At 69.4% G+C, this 14,279-nt stretch carries 14 protein-coding genes; 7 read left to right on the forward strand and 7 right to left on the reverse strand.

What is annotated here, in order from left to right; translation table 11 throughout:
* Positions 1–30 precede the first annotated feature (30 nt).
* Together M1L60_RS37205 and M1L60_RS37210 are read left to right on the forward strand one after the other, a co-directional pair.
* Positions 31–1,335, forward strand: coding sequence for a hypothetical protein (locus M1L60_RS37205; RefSeq protein ID WP_253242266.1), 1,305 nt, complete (start codon positions 31–33; stop codon positions 1,333–1,335).
* Positions 1,336–1,872: 537 nt separating this feature from the next.
* The gene (locus M1L60_RS37210) at positions 1,873–2,427 is read left to right on the forward strand and encodes an NADPH-dependent F420 reductase (protein WP_253242267.1); all 555 of its coding nucleotides are present in this window, start codon (positions 1,873–1,875) and stop codon (positions 2,425–2,427) included.
* Here the strand turns inward: M1L60_RS37210 and M1L60_RS37215 are convergent.
* A complete protein-coding gene (locus M1L60_RS37215) occupies positions 2,397–3,371 on the reverse strand; it encodes a LysR substrate-binding domain-containing protein (RefSeq protein ID WP_308208593.1) in 975 nt (324 codons plus the stop codon). The two genes, M1L60_RS37210 and M1L60_RS37215, sit on opposite strands and share 31 nt — an antisense overlap.
* Positions 3,372–3,791: 420 nt before the next feature.
* Here M1L60_RS37215 and M1L60_RS37220 point away from each other — a divergent pair, with 420 nt between their 5' ends.
* Complete coding sequence (locus M1L60_RS37220; protein ID WP_253242269.1) at positions 3,792–6,293, forward strand: hypothetical protein; 2,502 nt, start codon at positions 3,792–3,794, stop codon at positions 6,291–6,293.
* A 33-nt stretch (positions 6,294–6,326) separates the two neighbouring features.
* Positions 6,327–6,779, forward strand: coding sequence for a hypothetical protein (locus tag M1L60_RS37225; RefSeq protein WP_253242270.1), 453 nt, complete (start codon positions 6,327–6,329; stop codon positions 6,777–6,779).
* 195 nt (positions 6,780–6,974) lie between these two features.
* On the opposite strand, the gene M1L60_RS37230 is transcribed toward M1L60_RS37225, so the two are convergent.
* The 4 genes from M1L60_RS37230 to M1L60_RS37245 all read right to left on the reverse strand — a co-directional run bounded on the left by M1L60_RS37230 (position 6,975) and on the right by M1L60_RS37245 (position 9,148).
* Positions 6,975–7,586: a TIM barrel protein gene (locus M1L60_RS37230; RefSeq protein ID WP_256517966.1), complete on the reverse strand. Its 612-nt coding sequence runs from the start codon at positions 7,584–7,586 to the stop codon at positions 6,975–6,977.
* Positions 7,587–7,619: 33 nt separating this feature from the next.
* A complete protein-coding gene (locus tag M1L60_RS37235; protein WP_253242272.1) occupies positions 7,620–7,901 on the reverse strand; it encodes a hypothetical protein in 282 nt (93 codons plus the stop codon).
* Between the two features lie 107 nt (positions 7,902–8,008).
* Positions 8,009–8,212, reverse strand: coding sequence for a transcription antiterminator/RNA stability regulator CspE (cspE, locus tag M1L60_RS37240; protein ID WP_238453676.1), 204 nt, complete (start codon positions 8,210–8,212; stop codon positions 8,009–8,011).
* A 234-nt stretch (positions 8,213–8,446) separates the two neighbouring features.
* The gene (locus M1L60_RS37245) at positions 8,447–9,148 is read right to left on the reverse strand and encodes an ATP-binding protein (protein ID WP_253242273.1); all 702 of its coding nucleotides are present in this window, start codon (positions 9,146–9,148) and stop codon (positions 8,447–8,449) included.
* A gap of 274 nt (positions 9,149–9,422) precedes the next feature.
* Between M1L60_RS37245 and M1L60_RS37250 the strand changes: the two genes are divergently transcribed.
* Positions 9,423–10,400: an alpha/beta fold hydrolase gene (locus tag M1L60_RS37250; protein WP_308208594.1), complete on the forward strand. Its 978-nt coding sequence runs from the start codon at positions 9,423–9,425 to the stop codon at positions 10,398–10,400.
* A 63-nt stretch (positions 10,401–10,463) separates the two neighbouring features.
* Positions 10,464–10,685, forward strand: a complete 222-nt coding sequence (locus tag M1L60_RS37255) for a hypothetical protein (protein ID WP_253242275.1) — start codon at positions 10,464–10,466, stop codon at positions 10,683–10,685.
* Between the two features lie 470 nt (positions 10,686–11,155).
* Here M1L60_RS37255 and M1L60_RS37260 read toward each other — a convergent pair whose 3' ends face one another.
* Positions 11,156–12,085: a fatty acid desaturase family protein gene (locus M1L60_RS37260; protein WP_308208595.1), complete on the reverse strand. Its 930-nt coding sequence runs from the start codon at positions 12,083–12,085 to the stop codon at positions 11,156–11,158.
* A gap of 295 nt (positions 12,086–12,380) precedes the next feature.
* Positions 12,381–12,557 carry a hypothetical protein gene (locus M1L60_RS37265; protein ID WP_253242276.1) on the reverse strand — a complete coding sequence of 59 codons (177 nt, stop codon included), beginning with the start codon at positions 12,555–12,557 and terminating at the stop codon, positions 12,381–12,383.
* 210 nt (positions 12,558–12,767) lie between these two features.
* Here M1L60_RS37265 and M1L60_RS37270 point away from each other — a divergent pair, with 210 nt between their 5' ends.
* Positions 12,768–14,231: a protein adenylyltransferase SelO gene (locus tag M1L60_RS37270; RefSeq protein ID WP_253242277.1), complete on the forward strand. Its 1,464-nt coding sequence runs from the start codon at positions 12,768–12,770 to the stop codon at positions 14,229–14,231.
* The last annotated feature ends 48 nt before the right edge of the window (positions 14,232–14,279 follow it).

Here is a 14,279-nt window from a genome sequence, read left to right on the forward strand (position 1 = left end):
TTGTCGGTGGGTCTCACTACCATCCGCCGCATGAGTTCAGCTGTCGTCGATTCCGCCCTCGAGATTCTCGATCGTTTCGCCGTCGAGGATGCTTCGACCGCGTCGCCCGACGAGCACACCGCCTGGGCCGAGGCGCTGATCGACAGCGGGGACGAGGCCGCTGCGGCCGAGCAGCTGATCGCCCTGCTGCGGGCCGGCTCGGTGCCTAATACGCTGCCCGGGGTGGCCGCCCGCCTGTCCGATGAGCGGGCGCGGTCCGTGCTGGCCGCCGCGATCGACAACGGCCGGGTCACGACGGCGCTCACCGCTCGGGCCCACCTGGCCGGTGGGTTCGCCCGTCTCGCCTCGGGATCGGACGACGCCGAGGCCGCTCTGCTGCGGGCGGTGCTCGCGGTCGAGGAGTTCGAGGATCAACCGGAGTACGGCCCTCATCGCGAGCGGATGCACCGGATCGCCGCGGTCTTTGCCGCGCTGTCCGAGGCGCATCCCGGCGAACCCGAGCGGCTGGATCGGTGGGCGGCAATTCTCGGCGAGGCCGACCGTCCCCGGTTGGCCGCCGCGGCCGGGCTGCTCGGCCCGCTCGGTCTGGCCGAGATCGACCGGCGCTGCGGCGACCCGGTCACCGACGCTCGGCTGCCAGCTGTTCTCGACGCTTTGGATTCCGCGAACCTGCGCCCCTACGAGCCTTCCATACAGGTCGCGGTCTTGCTGCACGGCGTGTTCGTGCTGGCCGGCCCGGCCCTGCGAGCCGAGCTCCTCGACACGCGCGCCGCGATGCTCCGGGCGAGGCTGTCCACCCGCAACCCGCAGCATGTCGACATCGGCCTCGCGGCCGGGCTGATCGAGACGGGCCGGGCGGGCGAGGGTGCGGCTCTGTTGCGCGCCCTGTCGGCGGGTCCCGACCGGCGATACGGCTTCTCCGCGGAACTGCTGATCACCGCGGCCGCGCGGGCCGGCCTGCCCGAGCACGACCCCGACCTCTTCGCCGAGGTCTTCGGCCTGGTCGCGTCGTTGTCGGCGTACCCGCCACCGCTGAGTCCCGCTCCCGCCGTCCGTCTCGGTCCCGGCGGCCGCGCGACGGCCGCGCGGCTGATCGACCGGTCCCAGCCCAACCGCAACCCCGGGCGCTTGTCGGGTTGGCTGGCCGAGGCCGCGGCCCGCACCGGCGACTTCGACACCCTCGGCATCCTGCTCGAGAAGGCAACCGACGAGCCCCGAGCCTCGTTCGTCGCGCGCCACCTCGCGGCCGCCCGGGCCCGCCACGGCGACCGGCCCGGCGCCGACACCCTGGCCGAGGCCTGCGGCCTGCCACCGACCTCACCGGCGGCCGCCTGAGCCCTGCGCCGCCTCCGGGCCGTGTCGTGGGGTTCCGAGGGAACGGCTGCTCGGACACACCTCCCGACGCCGATCTCGTTACGGCCGGGTACGTCGTTGCACCCCGCTCAGCGCGGCCGACCGGCAGAGCGGTGCCTGTTGGAACTCGGGTGAGTCGGCAGGATTCACCGCTGTTGCGGTAGTGCGGCCTGGTGACGTCGTTGGCCGAGAGTCGCTTGCCGCCGGTCGGGATCCTCACGGCCACCGTCCCGACCTGCGGCGCGCGGTGTGCCTTCCCGGCGGCGGGCATGTGCATGCCGGTTGTCGACGGCAGCACTGCCGGCATCGACGGGCGGCGCTTGCTCAGCGATGGCGTTCGCCATCGGCGATCCGGTGAACGGAGGCCGGCTCGTGGTCGCGAGCCAGCCTCCGTCGATAGGCGAAACCTATCGTCCGGCGCTTGTTTTTGTCTTGGACGTCCCTGTGACAGCCGCCCTAGGGTCCTTCTCGTTGTGCGTCGGGTTTCACTCCGGCGCGAATGAGCACAGGGGGAGAACCATGAACATCACGGTGATCGGACGAGGCAACATCGGCGGCGGACTGGCCGGCCTGTGGGAGCGGGCCGGGCACAAGGTGGAACGGCTCGGGCGTGAGGGTGGCGATGCCGGCACGGCCGATGCGGTGCTGCTCGCTGTCCCCGGCGACGCCGTGCAGTCGGCTCTGGCCTCAGTGACTGGGCTGTCGGGCCAGACGGTGCTGGATGCCACCAACCTTTACGGCGACGTGAAGCCGCCGGCCGGGTTCCCCTCGAACGCCGAATACGTCAGGTCGGTGACCGGCGGCCCGACCGCGAAGGTGTTCAACACCAACATCGCCGCCCTGTACCAGCAGATCGCCGACACCCGCGTCCGGCCGAGCAACCTGTGGTCCGGCGACGAACAGGCCCGGCGTCTCGTCGAGCAGCTCAGCCACGACGCCGGCTACGAGGCGGTCCGGCTGGGGGACCTGAGCATGGCCGCGACCCAGGAAAGCCTCGCCCACGCCGTCGTCGCGATCGCCCAGGGCGGGCTCGGCCCGTTCGTCTACCGGCTGGCCACACCCGACCAGCTATGAGCGGCATAGCGGCGAACGGCGGCGATCAGCTCGGCGACGACGGGTGACGCACCGCTCGTGGGCCACAACAGCGAGAACTCCGCGAGCATGGGCGGGTCGCCGATGTCGCGGTGGGTGACACCGGGGCCGGCCATCGCCGCGTGCGCGGCGAACGACGCCGGGGCCAGCCCGACCTCGCGTCCACCGGCGAGCCGCGACAGCATGGCATGGATCGGGGGGTCGTCGAAGGCCCGGAGCCGCGGAGTGAACCCGGCCCGATGGCAAGCGGCGACGATGCCGTCGTAGTACGCCGGGGCCAGGCGCCGCGGAAACAGCAGCAAGGTCTCGTCCCGCAGCTCCACCAGCGGAATCAGTGTCGCAGCGGCGAGGCGGTGACGGGTGCCGAGAATCGCGGAGACGCGTTCGGTACGGACGACCTCGCCGGCCACCCCGTCCGGGACCGCCGGGGCCAGGGCGAGACCGAGGTCCAGGTCACCGGCGTGCAGCCGTTCGGGGATCTCGGCGCTGAACAGCTCGCGAGCGTCGACGGTCAGGTCGGGATGGTCCTCCTGGATCGCTTCCAGCAGCCCGGTGAGCGTGCCGAAACTCGCGACCGGCGTGTAACCCAGCCGGATCGTCGTGGTTCGCCCCGACCCTGACCGGCGGGTGCGCTCCACGGCCAGCTCCAGCGCGGCCAACGCGCCCGGCGCCTCGTGGGCCAGCGTCCGCCCGGCCGCGGTGAGCCGCACCCGCCGGCTGGACCGGACGAAGAGCGGGGTGCCGAGAGCCACTTCGAGCCTGCGAATCTGATGGCTCAGCGACGGCTGAGAGATGTAGAGCCGCGCCGCCGCCCGGCCGAAGTGCAGTTCCTCGGCCACAGCCATGAAGTAGCGAAACGCCCGTGGGCTGATATCGACTGCCAAAGCTCCTCCCCGGTACGGGACCGACAAGACACCATGCGACACCCTGTCCCAAGAACATGGTCAAGCGGTTCGGTCCCAGCAGCCGGGCAGGTGCCCAGGGATCGCAGCGGCGGCCTGACACCGGCGGGGTCGGTCGATCGGCCGGTGCCGATCGCCGTTCAGGCAAGGTGAGGCCGGAGCCCGTTTTCGGAGCCGGGAGTTTGGCATCCTGCCACGATGGAGTTCTGGGACCGGCTGCGGCGGGTATTCGAGTCACACCCCGTCCCCGGGCAGTCGCCCGAACAGATGTTGTCCAACGAACTGACCGACGTCGTCCGGGCCCGATATCTGAAGGACATGTTCGAGCTGGCTGTCGAGAACAGCCTGATCAACACCGCCGCTGACCTCCGCGGGTCGCGGCTGACGCCGAATTACGTACGGGACAAGGTCCACACGGAACGTCGAGCCGACGCGTCCCCACAGTTGGACGAGATCGACGAAGCCCTCGAACGCCTGGCCGCCGCCAGGTCGGCCCGTCGTGATCTGGGTGGCCTGATCTACTTCTGGGCGTTCAGGGCGGGCTGGCGGCGATTGGTGACGGGAATCGCGATGCTTGTCTGGGTGGCCTCGTTCGCGCTGGCGAGCCCAGGCCGGCACGGCGTCGATTGGGCCAACCCGGCCGGTCTCTGGGTGGCGCTGGCCCTGGCACTGGTGGTTCTCACCGTCGGCACTGCCCAGAGTTTCGTTCGTATCTCGCTTCCGGTGTACCTGCTCCAGGTTGCTGCACTGTCAGCCTTTCCCGCGGTTCTCACCTTATCGGCGGTCAGGATCTCCGCGGTGACCCAGAAGCAGTCCGCTCTGACGGCGTTCATCGTCGTGTTGATCGCCATCGCCTCCGCTGCTGCTGCCGCCGAGGCGCTCTGGCCGCGCCACGACCGTTTCGGTGCGGATCGGGTCCGTGGCATCCCGGTTCGGCGGATCGTGATCATCGCACCGATCGCGGGAGCGGGTATCCCGCTCATCGTGCTGCTGACGGTCCTGAACCTGGGCACCGGCCTCAAGCGACTCGATATCGCCGAGCCCGACCCCGTTCTGGCCGTGCTGGCGGTTTTCATCCTCTTCCTCAACACCGTGATCAGCCAAGCCGGAGATCGGGTGATACCGATGGCCGAAGCACAAGCCACATTCGACGGCGTGCGGACCGCGGTGCTGGAACGTCTACAGAGTCAGGTCATCGAGACGTACATCCGCCAGTTGATCAGCGACAACGAACCGTCCTACTCGACCGAGCTGAAGGTCGGCCGGCCGGAAGGGCTCAGCCAGTCGTTCGATCCGCTGTACGAGATCCCCACCTCCGCTACCGAGCGGCTGCGCGGTCTGATCGACGTGATACCCGGTGGCAGCATCGGTGTGGCCGGTCCGCGCGGGGTGGGCAAGTCGACCGTGCTGGGCTCGTTCTGCGCCCATCAGCGCAAGGAACCGGGTCTGCGGGTGCTGGTGTCGGCGCCGGTCGAGTACTCCCCGCGCGAGTTCCTGCTCCACCTGTACGCGCAGATCTGCCGCGCCGTCATCATCCGGGCCGGTGGCCGCGTCACACCACCCGACCCGATCGGCGCCCTCGTCGCCACCCGATCGAAACTCGCGTCCTTCGTCGTCGCCGCGGTCGTCGGTATCGGTGGTCTCCTGATCTTCGCGTTCTCGGCTTTCGGCTACGTCGTCAATACGGGTCAGGCCCTCGGCGTCGTTCTGCTCACAGTGGCCGGGTCGCTTGCCGCCCAGACCTGGTCCCGCCACCCCAGCCGTAGACCGTCCGCTCGGGCCGACGAAGTGTCAGTGGTGGAAGCCGAGGCGCGCGACCGGCTGTACGAGATCCAGTTTCAGCAGAGCATCTCGGGCGAGTGGACCGGCGCGATCAAACTGCCGACCGGCATGGAATCCAGCCACAAGCGGGCCGGCGGCTTCGTGCGGCAGCCCAAGAACCTGCCCGAGATCGTGGACGAGGTGCGGCAGTTCCTCCGGTTGATCGCCACCGAGCAGTCGGGGAATCCTCGAGCGCGGCTGATTATCGGGATCGACGAGCTGGACAAGATCGAGAACGACACCCGGGCGCAGCAGTTCCTCAACGACATCAAAAGCATCTTCGGCGTGCCTGGTTGTCATTTCCTGGTGTCGGTCTCGGAGGACGCGATGGCCTCTTTCGAGCGGCGCGGACTGCCGTTCCGGGACGTGTTCGACAGCGCCTTCGACGAGATCATCAGCATCGACTACCTGAGCTTCCACGAGAGCTCCGATCTGCTGAGCCGGCGAACGACCGAGATTCCTGTTCCGTTCAAGGGCTTGAGCTTCTGCGTCTCCGGCGGCCTGCCGCGCGACCTGATCCGGACCACCCGCACGATGGTCGACCTGGCCGGGGTCGAAACGGAGTCGCCGGAACTGATCAGCGTGACCCGGCGGTTGATCAACCGCGAACTGCACGGCAAGGCGGGAGCGGTGACCGCTGCCGTTCGTAAGATCGACGCTGAGCCGGTCACTTCCCGGCTGATTCTGTGGTGCGACGATATCGCCGATCGCGTATCCGATCGGGCGCTGTTCCAGTCGGCCGTCGACGAACTGGCCCGGCTGAGTCTGAGCTCGCCTCTGGGCGCCTCCGACGATGCGAGCCGTATCGCGCTACGCCGCCTCGCCCGCGAGATCGCCTGCTATGCCTTCTACTGCGCGACACTCGTCGAGTTCTTCACCAGCGACGGTCGCACCACACCGCGGTGGCGAAAGGCATTGACCTCGAACGACAAACGGGGATTCGACGAACTGGCGCGTATCCGACGAGCCATGGCGCTCAATCCCATGGTCGGCTGGGAGCGCATCGGGCGGTTCCGCGGCTACTGGAAAATGGCCGCGATCGCCGCGCCCAGCAACCTCGTCGGCGTGCCGGCTCTGTCCGACGGCCCGGCCGTCGTCCCGGCCACCCGAGTATCGACGAACTGAGTCCGCCGAACGGCGGCCTGCGATCATGCCAGGGTGGCTCACGACATCGTGTTCTTCCTCGCCGCTGACGACAAGACCGCCGCAGCGACGTATCGCGGTGGGCCGGGCAGGGGGCGCGAGTCGGTGAGCTGCCGGTTCTTGGAGCCGGACACGGCGATCGCCGAGTGGGACATGTACTTCGAGGAGCGGTCGGCCGAGGCGCCGACGGATGAGCAGTTGATGCGGTGGGCGTGGCCGGAGTGGGTCACCCAGCCCATGAACGACGGGGTGGAGATCTTCGCTGTGCCGGCGCGGGTGACCCGGGCCCTGGCCGCCGCCGGTCCGGCCGAACTCGAGGAACTCGCCGACCGCTGGACTGCACGGCTCCGAGCCGCCGACGGGGACGAGATGACCGACGACGATCTGCTGGTGGTTCTGCGGGGAGTCGCCCGGCTCGCGGTGGCCGCGGTGAGCACCGGCGGCGGCCTCTACAGCTGGAGCTACTGACCGGGCGACCCGGTCCGGTTGCGAATGTGGGCACCGAGGCGACTGAATCGAGATCGCCGATCACCCGGCCCTGCGGAAGCTGTGGGGTGACCGCCCCGACCAGGTGCGCGACGCGGCGGCGGAAGTGGTCGTGGGTCAAGCCGTCCGATCACTGCCGGACGCCGGCACTACGGGCCTGAACGGACCCGAATGAGGTCAGGCCGCGGCTGCGGCCGATCGGATGGTGGCTAATGACGCCATGGTCTCGATGGTGGGGAAGTACTCGAGCCCGATCGGTCCGTCGTAGCCGCTGTGCCGCAACGTCGCCAGGACGGCCGGCCAATCGAGCGCACCGCTGCCGGGCTCGCCCCGGCCCGGTGAGTCCGCGATCTGTACGTAATCGACGGACTCGGTGAATATCTCGACCAGGCGTTCCAGGTTCTGGGCGCGTTTGGCGCCGGGGAAGCCGATGCCGGAACCGACCACGATGCGAGGGGAGCCGAGCAGCCGGGCGTTCTCGATTCCCCGGGCCAGGCCGTCGTAGTACGCCGTCAGGTCGGTGCCGGGCAGGGTGAAGTTGGTGCGCGGTTCGGCCAGCACCGACGTCAGCGTCAGGCCGGTGTCGGCCAGTGCCTTGGCGAGCGCGGGCACGTCGCGGTCGAACGTGCCCCACATCTCGACGGCGTCGAAGCCGGCGGCGGCCGCGGCCCGGATGCGTCGTTCATCGACCCTGACAAGGGCCTGTTCCAGGCTCCGCCGGTCTGATGCGGTTCGCCACCCACACCGGTGGGGCCGGTGTCGTCTCGGACGCCGGTCTGCATCCGACATGAGGCCGAGCTGAGACCGGTCGTCATCCCGCGGTCAGAAGGGGGCGGGCCCGGGCCCGGTCAGCGACATCAACAGCTGGGTGGCGAGCAATTTGCGGATCCGGCTGACGCTCACCGTCCCCACCCGCTCGTAGGGCAGCTCCAGGTGGAGACCCTCGGCTGCGTTGCGCAGGTCGGCGGTGATCTCGTCCGGGCGGAAGGTGCCGCCCCAGCCGTTGAGTTCGCCGCGCCGGTTGGTGCTGAGGGAGGCCATGCCGGTGATACGCGCGCCGCTGGCCAGAACCAGCTTCGCCGGGCCCGAATAGGTGGCTGTCATGTCATCAGTCCTTCCGGATGGAGCCGAAAGTGCCTCGAACGGCTGACCGGTCGAAATGCCGGACGGCGACCCGCTGAAGGAGCCGGGCGCCGTCTCGGGATCGCGGATCAGAGCGGGCGGATGTTCTCCGCCTGCGGGCCCTTCTGGCCCTGGGTGATGTCGAACTCCACCTTCTGGTTCTCGTCGAGGCTGCGGAAGCCGCTCGCCGAGATGGCGGAGAAGTGGGCGAAGACGTCGGCGCCGCCGTCGTCGGGGGTGATGAAGCCGAAACCCTTGTCGGCGTTGAACCACTTCACGGTGCCTGTAGTCATGTCTGCTCCTTCGCAGGCCGAGGAGACCGCACTGCGCGGAATCCAGCGCCGCGGCGTTGATCACCCGCGCCGGAACGACACGAAAAACGAAAAGCGCCTCGATGGGTGTCAGATAACCCATCAGGCGCCAGAAACGTCTACGGAAATCAAAACTGCAACACCTCGACGCTATCACACAATTGGTGGCCGGCCCCACGATCGAGCCCGTCGTCCCTCGGACGAGGCGATGGCCGGTCAGCGGCTCAGCGCCGACCACACCACCTTGCCTGAGCTCAGCGGGGTCGATCCCCAGGCGGTGGAGACCGCGTCGACCAGATGCAGGCCCCGGCCGTCGCCGGCCGGCCCGGCGCGACGGGTCCCGGCCGGGGCGGAGGAGCCGTCGAAGACGGCGATGCGCAGGTGGCACGGTCGTAGCCGCACCTGCATGGTCATCATGGTGTGCGCGTGGACGGTGGCGTTGGTGACCAGTTCGCTGGCCACCAGCATCGCCGGGTCGGCCAGGTCCGCTTCGTCCCACCGCCGGCAGGCGTCGGTGACCACGGTCCGGGCCCGGCGCGCGGCGTCGGCGACCGGAAGCAGGATCTCGGAGACGGTCGGCACGTTCGCCAACGCCGCCGACCGGGCGGCGCGGACGCTGCCGAACACCAACCTCGGATCGAGCACGGCTGGACCCAGCGATCGCGTCAGTCCGGCGGGGGCGCAGACCACCACCAGCACATCAGGCCACAGCACGGCCTCGGCCATGATTCTGGTGAAGACAGCTGCCGTGTCCCGGCCGGTCATCGTCATCGTGGACAGATCGATCAGCACTTCGGCCCGATGCCGCCGGAGAATCTTGATTGTCGCGTCGTGCAGCAGTTCGGAGCCGGCCATGGTCAACGTGCCGCAGACCGTCAAAGTCGGTAGCCCGTCCTCGACGCTGTAGCTCCAGATCAACGGAATTTCTTCAACAGCAGGAATGATTGTCGCCTCCGCAGGTGCACCTGTGCGGAGTCACAAGCTGACGATGTTGGTGATCCCACGGCCGGGATCAGACACCTCCGAGGCCCGATGAATTCCCCTGACCGTCCCCGGCAAACGTGGACGGCCGGCGCAGCGGGTGGGTGGCCGCCCGATCCCGGAGTACTGTTGCGATCAGCGTTACAAATCTTCTCGAAGTCGGCAGTCGCCGCCAGTCCGAGATTTTCGCTCGTGCCTGTCCCGCACTGACGTGCCGGTCGATGAGGCATATGTCTCCTGCGTTCGCCGGAGTCCTCGCTATTTCACCAGGAGCACGATTATCACAAGCATCAGGCGTTCGGACGCCGGTATTCGCATCGGCGGCCGCGTTCTGGCCTGTACGACGGCTGGATCCGGAGAACCGCTGCTGTTACTGCACGGACTGGGTGGCACCCGCCACACGTGGGACCGCATGATCGAAACTCTCGCCGCGACCCACACCGTTATTGCTCCGGATCTTCCCGGTCACGGAGACTCCGACCGGCCGGCGGGGGACTACTCGCTCGGCGCCCACGCCGCTGTCCTCCGTGATCTGCTGGTCGCGCTGGGGCACTCTTCGGCCACAGTCATCGGTCACAGTCTGGGCGGCGGTATCGCTCTGCAGTTCGCGTACCAGTTCCCGGACAGGGTGAACCGTCTGGTGCTGATCAGCAGCGGCGGTCTCGGGCCGCAGCTGAGCCCGATGCTTCGGGGCGCTACCCTGCCCGGCGCGGGGACGGTCGTGGCCGCCCTGGCCCGTGTGCCGCAACCAGTGACCCGGCGCGTGCTACCGCTGCTGCTGGCCATGGCGCCCCGGTTGCTGGCCCGGCCGGACGCCGACGCGGTGGCCGAGGGCCTGCACCTGCTCACCGATGCTCAGCGCCGGCGATCGTTCGTGCGTACCGCCCGGGCCGTCATCACCTGGCGTGGGCAGGCCATCAACGCGACCGAGCAGCTGCGACAGCTCACCGGCCTGCCGGTCCTGCTGGCCTGGGGCAGTGACGACAAGACGATTCCGCCGCACCACCACCGGGCCGTGGCCGGGCTGCTCACCGACCCGCACCTGGTCGAGATCGCCGGGGCCGGCCATTACCCGCACGAGACCGCGGCCGACCGGCTGCTGCCGCCGCTCGAGGAGTTCCTGGCGACCAGCACGCCGTTCCGGTACACCGAGGCCCGGTGGCGCGAGCTCCTCGCGCCGGTCGGCTGATCTCACAACCCACGACTTCCCGATCGGAATCCCCACATGAATCACGCTCGGTCTGTTCCTTCGATGCTGTTTCTCGCTCCGCCCGCCGTCGGCGGGCGCCCGCCGGAACTGATTTCGGCCGGCCGGCGGCATGCTGGTGAGGCTTCGCTGAATCCGTTCGCGATCCCGTCGTCCACCGGCCCCGACCAGCGGCGGCGCGGCGCGGTCGCGGCCGCCCGACAGTTCGGCGGTGACGGGTTCGACGGATCTCAGCGGTCGCGCCCCGGGCTGCGGCGCGTCAGCTGAGCCGACGCAATTTATTTGCCCACGAAATAGATATGGCACGTGCGGAAAATTGGCGATTCCGTTTTCCGTGCTAGTTTGAGCCGGTTCCAGTTTTTATTCCGGGGATCGCCGCGAGCCTGGTGGGTGTCCGCATTTCGTACGCCCGAAATTCAGCGGTTCGAGTTCGGCGTCGAGTGGACATTCGAGCTCCGCGGACGGCTTCGGTGCGGCCCGGCGTCTGGTTGCAGACAGCCGGGCGAGGTGGCGGCCGACTGCCCTCGGTTGACGATCCGCGGTCCCGCGTGATCTCCCGGGGCAGCCGGCCGTCTCCGTCGGACAAGGCCGGCCTTCGCTGTCCAGCACGGGCGGTGGCGTGCGCAGGCCCGCGGCATCTGCGTCGACGAGGCCTTCGCTTTCCTGCGGAATTACGCCCGCAGCCACAACCAGCGGCTGACCGAGGTCGACCACGCCGTCGTGGCCGACCCGACCGCTCAGCGGTCGTAGCCGGCCCGAGCCGGTTCGCCGGCTCGGAGCGGGGCTCCGACCTCGTGCAGATGGCGCAGGGCCTGGCGGTACGACTCGATCAGGCTGGTCTGCACGTAGGGGATGCCGGCCCGGGCGCAGTACGCCTCGACGACGGGCTGAGCCTTGCGCAGGTTGGGCGTCGGCATGGCCGGGAACAGATGGTGCTCGATCTGGTAGTTGAGACCGCCCAGGGCCAGGTCGACCAGCCGGCCCCCGGTGACGTTGCGGGAGGTCACCACCTGCTTGCGCAGGAAGTCCTCGTCGCCGGTGGGGTGTGGCATGCCTTTGTGGTTCGGGGCGAACGTCATTCCCAGGTAGACGCCGAACACCGCGTGGTGCACGGCGAAGAAGGCGAGAGCCTGCAGCGGCGTCAGCATCACGAGCAGGGCGGAGACGTAGGCGACGAGATGCCCGGCCATCAGGGCGGCTTCGAGTCCCCGGCGCTTCAGGCCGGGCCGCCGGAGCGCTTTGACGCTCGAGATGCGCAGGTCGATGCTGAGCAGGGTCAGCAGCGGGAAGAACAATCCGGCCTGGTGACGGGTGATGAAGCCCTTGAGGCCGCGCCGGCCCCAGGCCGACTCGGTGGCCCAGATCAGCACCTCGGGCTGTACGTCCGGGTCGAGGTCGTCGTGGTTGGGGTTGTTGTGATGGCGGGTGTGCTTGTCGTTCCACCAGCCGTAACTCATGCCGACCCCGATGTTGGCGATGGCCCGGCCCACCCGTTCGCTGGGTCTCTTCGTACGGAAGACCTGACGGTGGGCCACATCGTGCGCGAGCAGGGCGAGCTGGGAGAACACCACGCCCAGGGCCACCGCGACCGCGAGTGTCCACCACGAGGAGCCGATCAGGAAGAACGCCGCCCAGCCGGCGGCCAGCAGCGCGGCGACGACACTCATGCGTACGGCGTAGTAGGCGGGACGCCGTTCCAGCAGACCGGCTTCGGCGATGCTGCGGTTCAGGGCCGCGAATTCGCTGCCGGCCGCCTTCGGTCGCTTCGAGATGGGGGCAACGGATGTACTGATGATACGACTCCTCAAGACCCCGCGCAGGACCGGAAGCCGGTCACCGTGCGGAGGGGTGGGAACAACGGGAGCAGGGGCCGCGGGAGTCCGGGCGACCACTGTCCGACCGGAGTACCCGCGGACCGGCCGGGCAAACCGGTGTCGTCCCTCACCTTCCGGGCGATGTCCCCTAGGAATCAGTGTCCGCGGCGACCAGGTCGTCCACGTCGAGCTTCAACGTCGCCAGCAGGCCGGCGTGGCGGGCCGGGTCGATCCGGTCCGGAAGTTCACGCTGCACCCACTCGGCCCGGGCGTGCTGGTCGCGTTTCTGCAGGGCGGTGACGATGAGGGATTTGGCAATGGTCATGATGACTTCTCTCAAGCCCGGCCGACGTGCCCGGTGCTTCGATATGGCGCGATGTGCCGCGCGGCGCGGAATGGTGCGAGCAGCCGATCAGGTCGTACGCGTCCAGTGCCCCGAGTCTAGGCCGTCGGTCAGCGACGGCGGCCACCGTGGTGGTGGCGGATCGGCAGGCCACCGTCACCACCCGCTCCGCCGAGGGGTGACACTGGATGGATGAAGGGCATCTCGCAGTTCACCGTCACCCTGGATCATCGCTTCGCGCGTGAGCTGCCGGAGATGGCCGTCGCCGGGCAGGCCGCCCCCGTCCCCGACCCCCGGGTGCTCGTCCTCGACGAGGCGCTGGCGGCTCAGCTGGGCCTGGACGCGGCCGGGTTGCGCACGGCCGAGGGCGTGGGGCTGCTGGTCGGCACCACTGTCCCCGAGGACGCCCGGCCGGTGGCGCAGGCCTACGCCGGGCACCAGTTCGGCGGGTACAGCCCGCGGCTCGGCGACGGCCGGGCCCTGCTGCTGGGCGAACTGGTCGACGTCGACGGCCGGGTGCGCGACCTGCATCTCAAGGGCTCCGGACGGACGCCGTTCGCGCGTGGCGGTGACGGTCTGGCCGCGGTGGGCCCGATGCTGCGTGAGTTCATCGTCAGCAACTCGATGCACGCCCTCGGCATCCCCACGACCCGTTCGCTGGCCGTGGTGGCGACCGGGCGCACAGTGCTGCGCGAGACCCCGCAGCCCGGCGCCGTGCTCGCCCGGGTGGCCGCCGGCCACCTGCGGGTCGGCAGCTTCCAGTACGCCCGGGCCACGGACGACCCGGATCTGCTGCGCCGCCTGGCCGACCACGCGATCAGCCGGCATCACCCGGCGGCCGCCGGCGTCGCCCAGCCCTACCTCGCACTGTTCGAGGCGGTGGTGGCGGCCCAGGCCGCGCTGATCGCCCGGTGGATGCTGGTCGGCTTCGTGCACGGGGTGATGAACACCGACAACATGACGATCTCCGGCGAGACCATCGACTACGGGCCGTGCGCGTTCATGGAGGCCTTCGACCCGGCCACCGTCTACAGCTCGATCGACCACGCCGGCCGCTACGCCTACGGCAACCAGCCGCTGGTGGCCGAGTGGAACCTGGCCCGCCTCGCCGAGTCGCTCCTTCCCCTGCTGCACGACGACGAGCAGCAGGCGGTCGCCCTGGCCGTGGCCGCCCTGGGCCGGTTCCGCCCCCGCTACGAGGCCGCGTGGACAGCCGGGATGCGGGCCAAGCTCGGCCTGCCCGCCGACGGGAACGAGGAGATCGTGGCGGCGCTGATCGGGGAGCTACCCGGCCTGCTGCAGGCCGACCACGTCGACCACACGACGTTCTACCGGGCTCTGGCCACGGCCGCGCGAGGCGACATCGGCCCGGTGCGGAGCCACTTCGTCGAGGAGGCCGCGCCGGAGGACTGGGTGACGCGCTGGCAGACCCTGGGGCCGGATCCGGACGCCATGGACCGCGTCAACCCGCTCTACATCCCCCGCAACCACCTCGTCGAGGAGGCGCTGGCCGCCGCGACCGACGGCGACCTCGGCCCGGTGGAACGCCTGCTGGAGGTGGTGACCGCGCCCTACGACGAGCAAGCCGGTCGGGAGCGGTACGCCGCTGCGGCCCCCGTCGACTTCGGCGCCTACCGCACCTTTCGTGGCACTTGAGACCCGGATGGCCGTCTCAGGTGGCCATCCGGGCGGCCGAAAAGGTCA

The sequence above is a fragment of the Paractinoplanes aksuensis genome, from assembly GCF_024137025.1.
Classification (GTDB): domain Bacteria; phylum Actinomycetota; class Actinomycetes; order Mycobacteriales; family Micromonosporaceae; genus Actinoplanes; species Actinoplanes aksuensis.

What these genes read in the sequence shown, in the direction of transcription:
- M1L60_RS37260 (WP_308208595.1), bottom strand. Translation starts at nt 12,085, where the DNA reads ATGAGTGTCGTCGCCGCGCTGCTGGCCGCCGGCTGGGCGGCGTTCTTC.
- M1L60_RS37265 (WP_253242276.1), bottom strand. Translation starts at nt 12,557, where the DNA reads ATGACCATTGCCAAATCCCTCATCGTCACCGCCCTGCAGAAACGCGAC.
- M1L60_RS37230 (WP_256517966.1), bottom strand. Translation starts at nt 7,586, where the DNA reads ATGTCGGATGCAGACCGGCGTCCGAGACGACACCGGCCCCACCGGTGT.
- cspE (WP_238453676.1), bottom strand. Translation starts at nt 8,212, where the DNA reads ATGACTACAGGCACCGTGAAGTGGTTCAACGCCGACAAGGGTTTCGGC.
- M1L60_RS37235 (WP_253242272.1), bottom strand. Translation starts at nt 7,901, where the DNA reads ATGACAGCCACCTATTCGGGCCCGGCGAAGCTGGTTCTGGCCAGCGGC.
- M1L60_RS37270 (WP_253242277.1), top strand. Translation starts at nt 12,768, where the DNA reads ATGAAGGGCATCTCGCAGTTCACCGTCACCCTGGATCATCGCTTCGCG.
- M1L60_RS37210 (WP_253242267.1), top strand. Translation starts at nt 1,873, where the DNA reads ATGAACATCACGGTGATCGGACGAGGCAACATCGGCGGCGGACTGGCC.
- M1L60_RS37255 (WP_253242275.1), top strand. Translation starts at nt 10,464, where the DNA reads ATGCTGTTTCTCGCTCCGCCCGCCGTCGGCGGGCGCCCGCCGGAACTG.
- M1L60_RS37205 (WP_253242266.1), top strand. Translation starts at nt 31, where the DNA reads ATGAGTTCAGCTGTCGTCGATTCCGCCCTCGAGATTCTCGATCGTTTC.